A 15,340-nucleotide genomic window follows, 5' to 3' on the forward strand; every position below is an offset into this window, starting at 1 on the left:
GGCCGTCCGCGCCGACGACCAGGTCGAAACGGCGCGGCTTCCCGCGTTCGAAGGTGACGTCGACGCCCGTGCCGACTCCTGTGCCGTCGTCGGTGAGTGAGCTGATCGAGTCGTCGAAGACGTACTCCACGTCGTCGCGCGTGTGGTCGTAGAGGATCTGGGTCAGGTCGCCGCGCATGATCTCGTCGTCGCCGTCCACCCGGGCGCCGAAGATGTCGGCGGGCAGCGTGGCGAGGCGCCGCCCGTCGTCGTTCACGTACGTGCCGGTGCGCATGTCCGTACTGGCGCGCCGGATCTCCGGCAGTACGCCCATGAGGTCTGCGACCTCGATCGCGACGCCCCGGAGGTCCACCTTGTAGCCGCCGGTACGGAGGGCGGGGGCGCGCTCCACGACGGTTACGGCGTAGCCGTAGCGGTGCAGCCAGTACGCGAGGGCGGGGCCGCCGATGCCGGTGCCGGAGATGAGGACGTGGGGACGTGTCGTCGAGGTCATGCGGCGACTATACGAGCGTATTAGACGTTTGTCTATGACGCTTGTATAGATCTACGCCGCTCACGATGCGTGACGTGTTCAGGGCAGGCGGCGGCCCCGGCTGTCCGCCACGCGGACGGCGTCACTGAGCGACTCGGTGAGGCGGTTGGTGATGAACAGCAGCTCCGCGCGCTCGGGGGGCTGGGCCCTGTTCAGGGCCGCGCGCGAGTGGTCCAAGAGCTGGATTGCCATGGAGAGTTGCACCTCCTCCAGTCCGTCGGCGAGGTCGGACACGGGGCCGGTCCCGTCGCTGATGACGTAGCAGGGCTTGCCGTCCTGACCGGCCCAGGGGAGGAGGCGGGGCTCGATGGGGTGGTCTTCCGTCGTCATGCCAACAATGGTCGGCACGTGTGCGTAGCGTCACCAGGAGTTGGTGGCATACAAGGTGGTTGTGGGGTGGTTGATCATGGCCGTACAGGGGGCGGAGCCGTCGCCTGCACGCGTACTGGTCGGTGGGCTCATCAGCTCCTGGCGTCAGCGCGCGGGGATGACGCAGAAGGAACTGGCCCTTCAGACGCACGTGTCGGTATCGCTGGAGGGTGCCTACGAGCGCGCAGAACGCATCCCGAGCGCGGGCTTCCTCATCGAGGCCGACCTGCTCACCGTGGCAGAGGGCGAGCTGGCGTCGTGCGTCGACCTGATGGAACAGGAGCCGGGGCGGGACCAGTTCCTGGAGTGGAAGGCGCTGGAGAGCGAGGCCCTCAGCATGGAGGGGTACCAGAGCATGGTGCTGCCTGGACTGCTGCAGGCGCCTGACTACGTCTATGCCCTGTTCCGGACTCGGCTACCGGCGTACAGCACGAGCGAAGTCGATCGGCTGGTGGAGGAACGGCTGGAACGAAAGTCCGCGCTCATCCGTGACCCGGCCCCGACGGTGAGCTTCGTGGTGGAGCAGTCGGTGTTCGAGCGGCCGATCGGCGGAGTTGCGGCGTTCAAGAAGTGCTTGCTCCACGTCGTGCAGACGGTCCGCGAACTTGATCACGTCATGCTGCAGGTGATGCCCACGAACGTGACAGAGCACGCGGGGCTCAACGGGCCGTTGGATGTGGTGTTCTCCCCGGACGGGCGATACAGCATCTTCATGGAGGGGCAGGCCAAGGGTAGGTTGCTGTCGAGGCCGGCTGAGGCCCACCAGTACGTCCAGAGGGTTGGTGCTCTCCGGGCGCAGGCCATGGACCCGCAGAGGTCGCTGGAATTCGTCGAGAAACTGGCAAGGTGAGTGTGAACGCCGAAATGACCTGGTTCAAGAGCAGTTACAGCAATCCCGATGGCCAAACGTGTGTAGAAGTTGCCTACGCCTGGCGTAAGTCCAGCTACAGCAGCGAACAATCCGCCGACACCAACTGTGTCGAAGTCGCCGCAACCCCCACCACCATCCACATACGCGACTCCAAGAACGTGACCGGGCCCGCGCTCTCCGTACCCCCTTCCTCCTGGGCCGACTTCCTTCGGCTCATCTCGTAGTGCGGGACTCGTCGTACTCGATGACGCGCTCGTTCATGGCCTGTAGGTGTTCGTCCCAGGAGTAGACGCGCCGTAGGCTGTAGCCGCCGGAGCCGGCCGGTTCGCGGACGATCACGTCGTGGCCCGACAGTTCGACGGACAGGGGTGTCACTCCGGCGTCCATGATCTGGGTGACCACCCCGTCCTTCACCGTGAAGCCCCACAGGAACAGAAACGTTTTCCCCGACTCGATGCCGAGGAGCAGCTCGTCCTTGCCGTCACCGTTCAGGTCCCGGTACTGCGGCGTCTGTACCGGACACGGCTTGCGCCCGGCGGTACGGCACTCCTTGATCTTCCTGTTGGTGCCGTCCCCGTCGAGCGCGCCGGTCATCGCGTCGACTTTGGCCTTGGCGACGGCGAGCGGAGAGACCCGGCGCATGTCGCCGGACGGCACGCGCGGCGCACCCCGCAGCGGCGCCGGGCGCTCGGCGGAGTTGGGCTCGTACGTCTGCTCCGGCGCGGGCGTACGGCCGGGCCACAGCAGCGCGGGCGCCGACGCCCCCGCCGTACGCCCGGCGCTCTTCGGCTCGCCGACCCCGTTGCACCCACTGAGCAGCGTGCACGCGCACGTGGCAGCCAGCGCAAGAGCCACGGCCGGCAGGGAACGGAGCATCGGTACGTCATTTCCGGTCGGGCCTGAAAGGGCGATGGCGGGCAGGGGCCACACCGCACATGATGTTGTCTGTCCTTTGTTGCGGCAATTCGGCGGCGGCGTAACGGCACGCCGTAGACGAAGGGGCAGTGCTGTTACGGCCCGCGCAGAGCACCACCCCGTAGCCATGCCATGAGCCATGTAGGACGCGCCCTGTCCTCCATGACGCCTAGCGTCTTCACCACCGGCCAGCGCGGCCACCCGGCCGCCCCGCACCGTGAGGAGCACGTCATGAGCCGTGTCACCGCAAATCAGCCCGACGGAACGCCGACCTGGATCGAACTGGCCGTTCCCGACCTCGACCGCGCCATGGACTTCTACGGGGCGCTGTTCGGCTGGACGTACGAGACGGACACGACGGAGGGCGGGCGGTACGCCGTCGGGCTGGTCGGCGGGGGGCGCGCCGCGGGCCTGCTGGAGCGGGCCGACGCGGAGGGCGGCGCGTGGACGATGTTCATGGCGGCCGACGACTGCGACGGCACGGCCAAGCGGATCACCGACGCGGGCGGGCGCGTGCTGTGGGGGCCGGTGGAGATACGTGACTTCGGGCGGGCCGTGATCGCCGAGGACACCGTGGGGGCGCGGTTCGGGCTCTGGCAGGGGCGTTCGCACGTCGGCTGCGAGGTCGTCAACGAGCCCAACTCCCTCGTACGCAACGACCTGGTGGCGCCGGACGCCGCCCCGGCCCGCGCGTTCTACGCGGCGGTCTTCGGCTACACGCTGGACAGCAACCCGGACCTGCCGGACCTCGATTTCACCTTCCTGCGCCGTCCGGACGGGCACGAGATCGGGGGGATCATCGGGGACCCGTCCGCCGGGGCCGCGGGCTGGGCGACGCTGTTCGAGGTCGCGGACACGGACGCGGCGGTGGCGCGGGCGGTCGCGGCGGGCGGGACGGCGGCCGAGCCGGAGGACAACGTGTACGTACGGCAGGCGCGGGTGACGGACCCGTTCGGCACGGAGTTCGTGATCGGGGCGCGGCCGGCAGCGTGAGCCCGGCGGGGTGAGCCCAGCGGCCGGTGTCCCGGCCGCCGGGCTCGTGTGTTCCCGCCGAGGGTCAGCCGCGCTGGGCGGCGGTGCGGCGACGGCCCGCGAGCACCAGGCCCGCACCCGCGGTGACGGCGACGGCGGCGCCGCCGACGGCCCACGGGGTGGCGGGGCTGACACCGGTCGCGGCCAGGGCGGTGCCGGTGCTCGTGCCCGTGCTGCTGCCGGTGGACGTGATGGCGTCGCCGGAAGCCGTGCCGGAAGTGGCGGTGCCGTGGCCGTTGGCGGGCTTGGCGTCGACGGCGGGCGTGACGTTCCTGCCGCCGTCCTTGGCTGCCTTGTCCGCGGCGTCCTTGTCCTTGGCGTCCTTCGCGGCCTTGTCCTTGGCCGCCTTCTCCCGCGCGGCCTCGTCCTTGGCGGCCTTCTCCTTGGCGGCCTTCTCCTCTTCCGCCTTCTTCTCGGCGGCCTCGTCCTTGGCGCGGGCCTCGTACTGGCCGACGTCGAGGAAGTGCTGAATGGCCTCGGGGGTATACGTACGGAGAGCCTCGTGAGCGGCTTCCCGGACGGCGGGGCCACCGATGCTGGAAATCTGCACCGTGCGGAGGACGTTGTCCCCGAAGCGGATCAGCGGAAGCCTCTTGAGGAAGTCCACCCGGTCCTGCGGAGAACCCTTGAGAGCCTTGAGCGCCGCTTCCTTGACGTTCCGGCCGGCGTCCTTGGCCCCGTGGATCCGGGTGATCGCGATGGAGTTGTCCATGTCGCGAGCGATGTACTGCCCGGTCTTCACGAACTCGCGCAGTTCCTCGTCCGTGCCGTCGAGCGCCTTGTTGGCTTCCCGGACGAAGATGGCGCCGGCGTTCTTGTCGGCGAGCATCCGAAGGACCGCTATCCGGTCGTCCACCACGGACCGGCCCTCCTGCTTCTTCGCCGCCTCGTCCGCCTTCGTCTTGGACTCCGCGCCCTGATCCGGCGCCGAGTTGGCGGCGGCCGGTGCCTGGGCGGCGACCGCCGGGGAGGCGAACAGTACGGCCGGGGCGACAGCCGCAGCCGCGAGGAAGGCCGTAAGGCGGGCCTGCTTCTTCATACGCTCACACCAACATTTCCGATAATGACCAGAAAATAACCGTTACAGGGTAAGGGATTTTCGCAACTAGCGTGCTCGGCATGAATACGCCGCGAGGCCACCGCCATCACCTGCTCCTGGACGACCGCCGCCTGTCGTACATCGACTTCGGGCCCGCCGCCGGAAAACCGCTCCTCGCGCTGCACGGGCACTTCTCCGAAGGCCGCAGTTTTGCGGCGCTGGCCGCCGAACTCGCCCCGGAATGGCGGGTGATCGCCCCCGACCAGCGGGGCAGCGGCGAGTCCGGCCGCGCCCCGGATTACTCCCGCGAGGGGTACGTCGCCGACGCGGTCGCCCTGCTCGACCACCTCGGCCTGCCGTCCGCCGTGGTGCTCGGGCACTCCATGGGCGGCAAGAACGCGTACCACCTCGCCGCCCGGCACCCCGGCCGCGTGCGCGCGCTGATCAACGTGGACGACCCGGTCGTCATCGCGGACACCGGCCCCAGCGGCATCTCCTTCTGCCTCGACTGGCCGCAGCAGGCGCCGACCCGTGAGGTCCTGCTCGATGCCCTGGGTCCGGCCGCTCCGCTGGTCGCCGACTGGCTGCGGCAGCAGGCCGACGGCAGTTGGCGGCTGCCGTTCGAGCCGCGGGACGTCGTCGAGTCCGACCTGGGCGTACGCGGTGATCACTGGCCGGTCTGGCTGGGCAGCGACTGCCCGGCCCTGCTCGTCCACGGCCGTACGAGCTTCCTGCTGTCGCCCGAACTGGCCAGGGAGATGGCCGAGTGCCGCCCCCGCACCCGCCGGGTGGAACTGGACGCCGGGCACTTCATTCCGGCCGAGGACCCGGACGGACTGGCCGGGGCGGTACGGGAATTCCTCGGCACGCTCCGGTGACCGGGTGGGGTCATAGTGGACAAGAGGGAGGAATTCTCCATAAGGTAAAGAAATGGCAAACTTCGTTGAATGCATAACCGACCCGTCCCTCGCCGGTGAGCTGTGGTGCGGCGAGCGCACGGTCGCCGTCCTGACCGCGAGCCCCCAGGGTGCCGTGGAAGGCTCGGTCGCCCTGCTGGACCTGGGCGCACTGGACCCCACGCTGCGCTTCGTCGCCGTACTCGACTGCGCGGAACAGGAAATCCTGGTGCCTCTGCTGCGGGAGGCGGCGGACGAGGTCCGCAAGAGGGGCGGTGCGGCGCTGCGGTGGATCACGGAGGAGGCCACGAGCCCCGGCAAGGCCGCGATCGAGCTGAACGCCCTCGAAAGCGGCGAGGTCTACCGCTGGTGGCGGCGCGACCTGCCGGCCGGGGTGCCCGCAGGGGACCCGCAGGTGCGGCGGCTGCCCGCCGAGGACGAGGGCGAGGACATCGCGTTCCGTATCGGTACGGACGAAGCCTGGTACGACGTCGAGCTGACGGATACCCGCGCCCGCCTGGTGCACAACCGGGAAGCCGACAGCACCGCCGACGCGCTCACGGCCATCACCTCCGCGGCGCTGTGCGCGCTCGACACCGACCACCCCGGCCTCGGCGCCGCCGAGGTCAACGCGGCACCCGACGACGAAGAACTGCACGATGCGCTGCGGAGGCTGGGATTCGCGCCGACGTCCGAGCGTGCCGTGGAGTACACCATGGCGTTCGCGTAGGGACCTGTGTGGGGACCCGTGCAGGGACCCGTGTGGGGCCGCACAGGGGGCGGCTTCTCGGGGCCGCTTCTCACTTCTCGTACGCGCTGCGCGTGCTGTCGGCGGCGGCGAGCACCGCGGAGGCGCTGTCACGGGCCGGGCGGGCGGCGTCCGCTCCCAGGAGCGACGACGTGACCATGACTCCTTCGGCCAGGATGTGGATCTGCTCGCCGACGCCGCGTGCGTCGGCGTAGTCCCCGGCGAGGCCGGTCAAGTAGTCGCGGAGCAGGGTCTTGTGTTCCCGCACCGCCTCGGCCACGAGCGGGTGGCGCTCGTGGCCGAGGCCGCCGATCTCGGCCCAGGCGTTGACGAAGGCGCATCCCCGGAAGCCGGGCTCGTCGACGGTCTCCTGGAGGTGGTCGAACGCCGCGAGCAGGCGTGTCCGTGAGTCCGCCGGAGCCGGTGCGGCCTGTTCGACGGACTCGGCCAGCAGGGCGCGCACCCGCCGCCCGTGCGCCTGGAGGTAGGCGGCCACGAGGTCGTGCTTGGAGGGGTAGAGCTTGTACAGCCGCGCGAGCGATACCCCGGCGTGGTCCCGCACCTGGGTCATCCGCACCTCGTGCGTGCCGTACCGGTAGAACAGCTCCTCGGCGGCCTCCAGTACGCGCGATCGTCCCTCGTCGTCGTCCACCGCAGCCAACCCCGGGCCTCCTCGTACGCTAGAACGTTGGTTCTAGTGTAGGGGTGCGAGCGACGGGGTGAACCACTCGCCGGGCGGCGTGACCAAGGTGGTGAGGCCGAGGCTCTTCGCGCGCTCCTCGAAACGCTCGACCGCCCGCGGCGTCTCGGTGTAGAGGGGCGGCTTGTGCAGCGTGCCGTAATGAATGGGAATCGCGAGGCGGGCACCCAGGATGTGGGCCGCGACCGCGGCCTCCTCCGGCAGCATGGAGGCGTGGAAGGGGCTCGGCGGCTGGAGGTGGGGGAGTTCGACCACCGCGCCGTTGACGGGGACGAAGGCGATGTCCACCGGGCCGAAGCGGCGCGCGATCGACCACCAGTGACCGTGGAAGGTGGTGTCCCCGCCGTGGAAGACCCGCAGGCCGTCGCACTCGACGACCCAGCTGAGCTGCGGATCGCCCAGCCCGTCGACGGACGGCCCGGCGCCGATGCGGAACGGGCCGACGCTGCGCCTCGCCCACGGCTGGAGCACCTGGGTCGCCACGCCGTGCTCGCGGAACGACTTCTCCGTCCCGCAGGTCCATTTGAGGTCGTCGGCGGGACCGGTGACCGGTACGGGCCGGTATACGGGCGCGCCATCGGCCAGCGCTCTACGTATCGCCACCGGGTCCGCGTGGTCGGAATGCAGGTGCGTCACCAGTGCCGCCGCCGTTTCCCCGGGGCGGGAGGCCGCGGGGAACTTCTCATCCGAGTGCAGCGGTGAGGCGTCCTCGATGAGGTCGATGACCAGGGTCCGGCCGTCGTGTTCGATCTCCGCGCCGGCCCATCCCAAACGTCGCAATCGCACAGCGTCTCCCTGCTAGAACCACGGTTCTTAGAACGGTCGTTCTTACCGTAGCAGAATGGTCGTTCTAGCTTCCGGGTCCTTGCGGGGCCTGCCCTGCGGCGGCCTATCCCCGGCCCAGCACCAGCGTCCCCGACGAGCAGAACCAGCCGCCCGTCCCGGACGCCACGGCCAGTTCGGGCGGGCGGCCGTCCGCGCGGCGTACCTGGCGGCCGTCGCCCGCCTCGCCGCGTAGCTGACGTACGGCCTCGACCAGCAGGAACAGGCCGCGCATGCCGGGGTGGCAGGCGGCCAGGCCGCCGCCGTCGGTGTTGACGGGCAGTCCGCCGTCACGCAGCAGCCGGCCCTTCTCCACGAAGGCGCCGCCCTCGCCCTTCGCGCAGAAGCCGAGGTCTTCGAGCGTCACCAGCGTCATGTACGTGAACGCGTCGTAGATCTCGGCGACGTCGATCTCCGACGGGCGTACCCCGGCCCGTTCGAAGGCGAGGCGGCCGGAGACGGCGGCGGGGGAGACGGTGAAGTCGTCCCACCCGGACATCGCGGAGTGCGACACGGCGGTGCCCGCGCCCAGCACCCACACGGGCGGCCGGGCCAGGTCGCGTACGTACTCCTCGGCGGCCAGGAGGACCGCGCAGCCGCCGTCGGAGCGGATGCAGCAGTGCAGTTTGGTGAAGGGGTCGGCGATCAGCGGGCCCGACAGCACGTCGTCGACGGTGATCGGCGCGCGGTACATGGCGTCCGGGTTCGCGGCCGCGTTGGCCCGTGCCTGGACGGCGACCTCCGCGAGCTGGGCGAGGGTCGTGCCGTACTGGTGCATGTGGCGGCGCGCGGCCATCGCGTACTTGGCGACGAGGGTGTGGCCGTACGGAGCCTCGTACTGGAGCGGGCCGCGGGCGCCGAAAGAGAGGTTGGCGGTACGGCGGCCGGCCTTGAGGTCAGCGCGCGCTGTGGACCCGTACACCAGCAGGACCGCGCGCGCCTGCCCGGCCGCGATGGCGTCGACGGCGTGCGCGGCCATCACCTCCCAGGTGGCGCCGCCCACCGAGGTGGAATCGGCCCAGGTGGGGCGCAGCCCCAGGTACTCGGCGACCTCCACGGGTGCGAGGGTGCCGAGCCCGGTGGAGGCGAAGCCGTCGACCAGTGAGCGGTCGAGGCCGGAGTCGGCCAGCGCGCGGCGGGCGGCCTGGGCGTGCAGGGCGTACGGGGTGGCGTCGTCCACGCGCCCGCAGTCGGAGAGGGCGACACCGGCTATGACGGCCTTGCGGCGGGACGTGCTCCCTGACGGCATGAAACTGACGGTACATCAGGTATGGGGGGTGCCGACAGGCGTGGGGAGTGGAGCGGCGGGCGGTGCGGTGCGGTGGGGGCGGCGGGCGCGTGAGGCTGGGAAAAGCCGCACGCAGTACCTAGTATGACGGGCCGTCAGGTAACGGCCGGAACGGCCGGGAGGAGCCCGCCGATGGATGCCGCGTTCACCGAGGAGCAGCACGAGATCCGCCGTACGCTGCGCGAACTGCTCCACAAGCGCTGCGGCCCCGACGACCTCCGGGCCGCCGTCCGTACGTCCGAAGGCCACGACCGCGCCCTGTGGCGGCAGCTCGCGCAGCAACTGGGACTGCCGGGGCTGGCGCTGCCCGCCGCGTACGGCGGCGTCGGCTGCGGGCCCACCGAGCTGGCGCTGGCCTGCGAGGAGACCGGGCGGGTGCTGCTGCCCTCGCCGCTGCTGCCCACCGCCGCCCTCGTCGCGCCGCTGGTGCAGGCGCTGGGCACGGAGCGGCAGCGTACGGAGCTGCTGCCCGCCTTCGCGGCGGGCGGGCTGACCGGCGCGCTCGCCGTACCGGGCGCGCAGCTGGGCACCGCCCTCGCGCTCACCGCCCGTAACGCCGGGGACTGGGCGGGCGGCGGCCGGGCCGGAGGCGTGCAGGCACGGCGGCACGGAGCGGAGGGGGAGGCGGAGGGGGAGTGGCGGCTGTACGGGGAGGCCGCGCAGGTGCTGGACGGGCACAGTGCGGGGCTGCTCCTGGTGGCCGCGCACACGGGGGGCTACGCGCGCGGCCGCACGCTGCTCTTCGTCGTACGGGGCGACGCGCCCGGCGTGGTGCGGGTCCGGCAGACGGCGATGGACGAGACGCGGCCGCTGGGGCTTGTCCAACTGCGCGATGTGAGCGCCTCCTTGCTGGGTACGGAGGGCGGGGAGGTCGGGCAGGGTGTGGAGGATACGGAGGATACGGAGGGCGCGGACGGGCGGGTGGAGCGCGCGCTGGCGCGGGTCGGCGCCGGGGCCGCGGCGGCGCTGGCCGCCGAGGCGGTCGGGGCGGCGGACGCGGCGCTCGCGCGGACCGTCGAGTACGTCCGGGTACGGGAACAGTTCGGCCGGCCCATCGGGTCCTTCCAGGCCGTCCAGCACCGGCTGGCGGACCTCTACGTACAGGTGCAGGCCGCCCGCTCCGCGGCCTACTACGCGGCGTGGGCGGCTGGCGGACCGGAGGGGGCTGCCGAGCCCGGCACTCCCGGCCTCGCGCTCGCCCACGCGCTGGAGACGCTGCGCGCGGTGGCGGGCGAGGCCATCCAGCTGCACGGCGGCATCGGCTTCACCTGGGAACACGACGCCCACCTCTTCTTCAAGCGCGCGGTCTGCGACGAACTGCTGCTGGGGCCCGTGCACCGGCTGCGGGCGCATGCCGCCGGGGCGGCGGGGCTGTTCGAGGGCGGCGCGATGGGGGTAGGGGTGCTCGCGTGAAGGCGTCCGGCAGGCGGATGGTGCAGCGGCTCTCCGCGACGCGTGCGTTCGCGCGCGTGGCGCCGCACGTCGTACCCGCGCTGGACCGTACGGTGCACCGGCTCACCGGCGGCCGGGTGCTGCTGAGCGCCCGGATGCTGCCGGGGGCGATCCTGACGGTGGCGGGGGCCCGGACCGGGCTGCCGCGGCGCACCCCGCTGGCCTGCCTGCCGGAGGACACCGGGACCTGGCTGCTGATCGGCAGCAACTTCGGCCGCCCCGGACACCCGGCCTGGACGGCCAACCTGCGGAAGAACCCGGAAGCCGAAATCAGTTGGCGGGGCCGTGACGTACCCGTACGGGCCCGGCTGCTGACCGGCGCGGAGCGGGCGCAGGCGTGGGCGGCGGTGGTCGGGTACTGGCCGCCGTACGCCGCGTACCAGGCACGTGTCACCCGCGAGATCCGGCTCTTCCGGCTGGAGCCGCGCTGAGCGCCGGTGGGGGTGCCGGGGCGGTGGCGGTGGCGATGGGGGCGCGGGTATCCGGGCCGGTGTCCGCGCCGGTGCCGGGCGACGGCGGCGTGGACCGCTGACGCGCACAGCGGGTGCCGGCCGGCCCCGAGGGGCGGACAACACCCGCTGTGACGTACAGCTATGGCAGGACGAGCGCGAACGGAAAACGTTCCTGGGCTATTCGGTGCGAGATTTCCGCGTGAGGCATTCCCGGGCTGTGTCGTGAGGCACGCCGTGCGGCGTGCCGTGCGTGGTGCGGAGCGGTGAGCCGAGGGTTATGTGGGTTATTTCGTGGGCTTCTTGCCGGTGATGCCCAGGTGCACCAGGAGAGCCAGGTTCGGCTTCAGCTCCTGCTGCTTGACACCCCAGCTCTGGAATCCCTTCTGATGGGCGGCGACCGCCGCCAGCATGGCGACGAGCGAACCGGCCATCGCGGCCGCGCTGACGTCCTTGTCGACCTTGCCCTTGGACTGGAGCTCCTTGATGGAGTCCGTAAGGGAGTTGGTGACGGCATTCAGGATCTTCATGCGGATCTTGTAGAACCGCTTGTCGCCCTCGGCGGCACCGAGGTCGACGACGCGCAGGATCGCGTCGTTCTTGCGCCAGAAGGAGAGGAATCCCTCGACGAGTTCCTCGGCCGCCTGCCAGCCGGACTTGCCCACCCAGGAGCGCCCGGCCACCAGGCCGGTCAGGTTCGCGCCCTCCTTGGCCATCTCCTCGGCGATTTCCAGTACCGCGCCCTCGACATCGGGGAAGTACTGGTAGAACGTCGCGGGCGAAGTGCCCGCTTTGCGGGCCACATCGATGACCTTGACGTCTCTGTACGGGGACGAACTGAGCATGTCGCTGAGGCAGTCGAGCAGCTTCTGCCGGGTCGCCTGTCCGCGGCGCCCGGCGACTCTGCCGTCGACGGTCCGAACTTGTCCTGTCATGCCGTCAGCTTACCGAGGGGTGATCGGAGCGCGATTTGGCTGCCTGCAAATGGGGATGCGGGAGTTCGGCCGTATCGGCCCCGGCCGGTCCCGTGCACAGGGCGGTGGAGGGGGCCTGGAGCGGGCCTGGGGGCGGCTTGGCCCGAACAAGTGAATCGTCTTATCAACAGGCTGTGGACAACTTTTCCGCATGCGCGGAGCGGGTTCCGGCGGTGTCGGGAATGGTCGCGAGGCGAGTCATTGCAGCCACGAGGCGGTCGGTGGCGGACATTGCGGTAACGGAACAGATCATTGTCGGACACCAGGGAATGTCCGGTAATGAACGTGATCGCAGAGAATTGGCAAAATGTTCGATTACTCTCCGGGCGCACTGCTTGATCCAGGGCTACTTTGGCCCCATGACTGCATTCGCGGCAGGCGCCCCGTGCTGGGCCGACGTCATGCTGTCCGACCTGGAAGCGGGCAAGCGATTCTACGGAGAGCTGTTCGGCTGGACCTTCTCCGAAGCCGCTCCCGAGCACGGGAACTACACCGTGGCGTTCAAGGACGGCAGGGCGGCCGCCGGCCTGATGCCCAAGCGGGACGGCCGGATGCCCACCGCGTGGAGCGTGTACTTCGCGACCCCCGACGCCGCCAGGACCAGCGCGGCGATCCTGCGGGCGGGCGGCCGGATCGTCGCGGAGGCCAGGCCCGTCGGTGACTTGGGCACCCTGCTGGTCGCCGCCGACCCCACGGGTGCGGTCTTCAGCGTCTGGCAGCCCGGTATCCACCAGGGCTTCGGGGTGCAGGGCGAGCCCGGCGCCTACGTCTGGACGGGCCTGAGCACCCGCGACACGGAGCGGGCCGACGCCTTCTACGGAGAGGTCTTCGGCTTCGAGAGCGTGGCCGACAGCCCGGCCTCGGACGAGCGCTTCCGGCCCTGGCGGCTCGCCGGGCAGGGCCGGGAGATCGGCGGCCGGGCCCTCATGGACGACTACGCGCCCGCCGAGATGCCGCCGCACTTCACCGTCTGCTTCCTCGTCCCCGCGATGGACGACGCCGTACACACCACCACCCGGCTCGGCGGCCGGATCACGGTGGAGCCGGTCGGCACGCCGGGCGGGCCGTTCGCGGTGTTCACCGACAACCAGGGCGCCGGCTTCGGCGTCATGGCGCCCAAGTAGACGGCGGCCCGCCACCATTGGGGCCGGTGACAGCTCCCGCTGTCGGGCCGCGGACGGCGCGGCCCGGCAGCGGGTCTGTGCGGGGGCGTACGGCCGGGCGGGGCGTGCTCACCTGGGCGGAGGCGCTCATCCGGGCGGAGATACTCACCTGGGCGGGGGCAGCGCGACGGCCCCGAGTGCGGCACAGTGGGTACGGCCGCGCCTGCGCGCGGCGGCGCGGACCCGCCACGGGTCCGGCGACGGGGAGAGAGCGGGGACGGGGCGGCATGACCACCGGTACGGACAGCGGGCCCGGCGGACGGCATCCGCTGCCCGCGGGGCGGAATGCGGACAGGCCGGGGCGTAATGCGGACAGGCCGGAGCGTACAAGGGGAGGCCGGACTCCGCTGGACATACCGGAGTTCCATGGACTTTCCCGGACGGCGTGACGGACCGGCGCGGGTTTCGGCCGGTGTGACGGCGCGGCGACGGCCCACCCGGGCGCGATCCGGTCGTACGGTGTTCGACAGCCCGTCGGCGGCCGGTACCGGCGCTCCGGGCACATGCGTACGGATGCCCGCACGCGGGGCCCGTCACGGCATGTGACGGTACCGGTGCGCACCGCAGAAGCCCGCCGGGACACGACGGGAGCGGCCCCGGGTTCGCAACCGTGGGCCCGGCCAGGAAGAATCAGCACGCGTACGGCCGAATCGGCCAGGCGGTGAGACGCTGCACGGGGCAGTGGCTCTCGGCGGCCACTGGCTTTTGAGAGTCTCTTTTACGCCCCACGGGGAGGTGGCAGGCAAGTGGTGGAGCAGCTGACACAGCTGACGCAGCACGATCCCCGGCGGATCGGCCCGTTCGAGGTGCTCGGCCGTCTCGGGGCCGGCGGCATGGGGCTGGTCTACCTCGCGCGCTCGGCGTCCGGGCGGCGGGTGGCGATCAAGACGGTGCGGACGGAACTCGCCGAGGACCAGCTGTTCCGGGTCCGTTTCACGCGCGAGGTCGAGGCGGCCCGCGCGGTCAGCGGCTTCTACACCGCCGCCGTGGTCGACGCCGACCCCCGGGCCGCCGTGCCGTGGCTGGCGACCGCCTATGTGCCCGCGCCCTCCCTGGAGGAAATAGTCAATGAGTGCGGGCCGCTCCCGGCCCAGGCGGTGCGCTGGCTGGCGGCCGGCATCGCCGAGGCGCTGCAGTCCATCCACGGCGCGGGCCTGGTCCACCGGGACCTGAAGCCGTCCAACGTGCTGGTCGTCGAGGACGGCCCGCGCGTCATCGACTTCGGTATCGCCAGCGGCGTCTCCAACACCCGCCTGACCATGACGAACGTCGCCGTCGGCACCCCGGCGTACATGTCGCCCGAACAGGCCCGCGACTCCCGCAGCGTCACCGGCGCCAGCGACGTCTTCTCCCTCGGCTCCACCCTGGTCTTCGCCGCCACCGGACACGCCCCCTTCCACGGCGCGAACCCGGTCGAAACGGTCTTCATGCTGCTGCGCGAGGGCCCGGACGTGGCCGGACTGCCGGACGAACTGCGGCCGCTCATCGAGTCCTGCATGCAGATGGAGGCACCCGGCCGCCCCACCCCCGCCGACCTCCAGTCCCAGCTCGCGCCGCACCTGTTCGGCTCCGGCAGCGACGACAGCGGCACCGCCTCCGCCTGGCTGCCCGCCGGCGCGGTCGCCCTCATCGAGAGGCGGCGCGGCGGACGCCAGACCACACCGGCGGCCGCGGGACGCGCCGTCGCCGGGCAGGCCCGCGCCGCCGTGAGGCAGCCCGTACCGCAGTCGCCGCCGCCCGTACAGCCGCCGCCACCGCGCCCGCGCAGCGCCCCGGCAGCCGCGGCGGCGCAGGCCGGTGCGGCGATGGCCGCGCCCCCGGCGGAGTCCGGCTGGGCCGGAGGCGTCGGCATGGGACCCGGCGCACGCAGAGCCGCCGATCCGCGGGGCGCCGCGCAGCCGCCGCAGTCCGCGCCCGCCGGTCCGGTGGCCGCCGCGCCGCCGTTCTCCCCGGCCCCGCCCGTACCGGCACGCCATCCCGACGCGGACGTACCGGACGGTTCCGTACGCCTCGCCGGCACCTCGGCACCGATAGGACCCGGCCCCCGCGCCGGGGACAGCGGGCCGCCGCAGCCGTACGCCCAGGCGCCC

At 71.6% G+C, this 15,340-nt stretch carries 17 protein-coding genes; 9 read left to right on the forward strand and 8 right to left on the reverse strand.

Going from position 1 to position 15,340, the window contains the following annotated elements:
* Together A6A06_RS18515 and A6A06_RS18520 are read right to left on the reverse strand one after the other, a co-directional pair.
* The coding region (locus tag A6A06_RS18515) for an FAD-dependent monooxygenase (RefSeq protein ID WP_199930980.1) at nt 1-493 on the reverse strand (493 nt) is incomplete at its 3' end.
* Between the two features lie 78 nt (nt 494-571).
* Nucleotides 572-862 (reverse strand): hypothetical protein, encoded by a 291-nt coding sequence (locus A6A06_RS18520; RefSeq protein ID WP_073762417.1) that lies wholly within the window; start codon nt 860-862, stop codon nt 572-574.
* A gap of 43 nt (nt 863-905) precedes the next feature.
* On the opposite strand from A6A06_RS18520, the gene A6A06_RS18525 reads away from it, so the two are divergent.
* Together A6A06_RS18525 and A6A06_RS18530 are read left to right on the forward strand one after the other, a co-directional pair.
* Nucleotides 906-1,751 carry a helix-turn-helix domain-containing protein gene (locus A6A06_RS18525; RefSeq protein ID WP_206780366.1) on the forward strand — a complete coding sequence of 282 codons (846 nt, stop codon included), beginning with the start codon at nt 906-908 and terminating at the stop codon, nt 1,749-1,751.
* The gene (locus A6A06_RS18530; RefSeq protein ID WP_443333758.1) at nt 1,748-1,996 is read left to right on the forward strand and encodes a DUF397 domain-containing protein; all 249 of its coding nucleotides are present in this window, start codon (nt 1,748-1,750) and stop codon (nt 1,994-1,996) included. The genes A6A06_RS18525 and A6A06_RS18530 overlap by 4 nt, the downstream gene beginning before the upstream one ends.
* Here A6A06_RS18530 and A6A06_RS18535 read toward each other — a convergent pair.
* Nucleotides 1,986-2,627, reverse strand: coding sequence for a hypothetical protein (locus A6A06_RS18535; protein ID WP_242440809.1), 642 nt, complete (start codon nt 2,625-2,627; stop codon nt 1,986-1,988). The two genes, A6A06_RS18530 and A6A06_RS18535, sit on opposite strands and share 11 nt — an antisense overlap.
* Before the next feature lie 222 nt (nt 2,628-2,849).
* Here A6A06_RS18535 and A6A06_RS18540 point away from each other — a divergent pair, with 222 nt between their 5' ends.
* Nucleotides 2,850-3,680: a VOC family protein gene (locus A6A06_RS18540; protein WP_242440810.1), complete on the forward strand. Its 831-nt coding sequence runs from the start codon at nt 2,850-2,852 to the stop codon at nt 3,678-3,680.
* Between the two features lie 64 nt (nt 3,681-3,744).
* Here A6A06_RS18540 and A6A06_RS18545 read toward each other — a convergent pair whose 3' ends face one another.
* Nucleotides 3,745-4,758, reverse strand: coding sequence for an ALF repeat-containing protein (locus A6A06_RS18545; RefSeq protein ID WP_073762420.1), 1,014 nt, complete (start codon nt 4,756-4,758; stop codon nt 3,745-3,747).
* A gap of 80 nt (nt 4,759-4,838) precedes the next feature.
* Here A6A06_RS18545 and A6A06_RS18550 point away from each other — a divergent pair, with 80 nt between their 5' ends.
* Both A6A06_RS18550 and A6A06_RS18555 read left to right on the forward strand, forming a co-directional pair.
* On the forward strand, nt 4,839-5,636 hold the full coding sequence (locus A6A06_RS18550) for an alpha/beta fold hydrolase (protein WP_073762430.1): 798 nt from the start codon (nt 4,839-4,841) through the stop codon (nt 5,634-5,636).
* A gap of 52 nt (nt 5,637-5,688) precedes the next feature.
* Nucleotides 5,689-6,384: a hypothetical protein gene (locus A6A06_RS18555; RefSeq protein WP_073762421.1), complete on the forward strand. Its 696-nt coding sequence runs from the start codon at nt 5,689-5,691 to the stop codon at nt 6,382-6,384.
* 70 nt (nt 6,385-6,454) lie between these two features.
* On the opposite strand, the gene A6A06_RS18560 is transcribed toward A6A06_RS18555, so the two are convergent.
* From A6A06_RS18560 to A6A06_RS18570, 3 genes are all read right to left on the reverse strand, one after another.
* Nucleotides 6,455-7,054, reverse strand: coding sequence for a TetR/AcrR family transcriptional regulator (locus A6A06_RS18560; RefSeq protein WP_073762422.1), 600 nt, complete (start codon nt 7,052-7,054; stop codon nt 6,455-6,457).
* Nucleotides 7,055-7,096: 42 nt separating this feature from the next.
* Nucleotides 7,097-7,888, reverse strand: a complete 792-nt coding sequence (locus tag A6A06_RS18565) for an MBL fold metallo-hydrolase (protein WP_073762423.1) — start codon at nt 7,886-7,888, stop codon at nt 7,097-7,099.
* 103 nt (nt 7,889-7,991) lie between these two features.
* Nucleotides 7,992-9,173, reverse strand: a complete 1,182-nt coding sequence (locus A6A06_RS18570) for a thiolase C-terminal domain-containing protein (RefSeq protein WP_073762424.1) — start codon at nt 9,171-9,173, stop codon at nt 7,992-7,994.
* Nucleotides 9,174-9,344: 171 nt separating this feature from the next.
* Between A6A06_RS18570 and A6A06_RS18575 the strand changes: the two genes are divergently transcribed.
* The gene (locus A6A06_RS18575; RefSeq protein ID WP_073762425.1) at nt 9,345-10,625 is read left to right on the forward strand and encodes an acyl-CoA dehydrogenase family protein; all 1,281 of its coding nucleotides are present in this window, start codon (nt 9,345-9,347) and stop codon (nt 10,623-10,625) included.
* A gap of 17 nt (nt 10,626-10,642) precedes the next feature.
* Nucleotides 10,643-11,095: a nitroreductase family deazaflavin-dependent oxidoreductase gene (locus tag A6A06_RS18580; protein WP_073762431.1), complete on the forward strand. Its 453-nt coding sequence runs from the start codon at nt 10,643-10,645 to the stop codon at nt 11,093-11,095.
* Nucleotides 11,096-11,400: 305 nt separating this feature from the next.
* Here the strand turns inward: A6A06_RS18580 and A6A06_RS18585 are convergent, their stop codons facing one another.
* Nucleotides 11,401-12,048 carry a TetR family transcriptional regulator gene (locus A6A06_RS18585; protein ID WP_073762426.1) on the reverse strand — a complete coding sequence of 216 codons (648 nt, stop codon included), beginning with the start codon at nt 12,046-12,048 and terminating at the stop codon, nt 11,401-11,403.
* 398 nt (nt 12,049-12,446) lie between these two features.
* Here A6A06_RS18585 and A6A06_RS18590 point away from each other — a divergent pair, with 398 nt between their 5' ends.
* Nucleotides 12,447-13,211 (forward strand): VOC family protein, encoded by a 765-nt coding sequence (locus tag A6A06_RS18590; protein WP_073762427.1) that lies wholly within the window; start codon nt 12,447-12,449, stop codon nt 13,209-13,211.
* Between the two features lie 785 nt (nt 13,212-13,996).
* Nucleotides 13,997-15,340 (forward strand): serine/threonine-protein kinase (locus A6A06_RS18595; RefSeq protein WP_242440811.1); only part of this gene is annotated, 1,344 nt, incomplete at its 3' end.

Origin of the sequence: Streptomyces sp. CB02923 (assembly GCF_001905005.1) — a bacterium.
Lineage (GTDB): Bacteria > Actinomycetota > Actinomycetes > Streptomycetales > Streptomycetaceae > Streptomyces.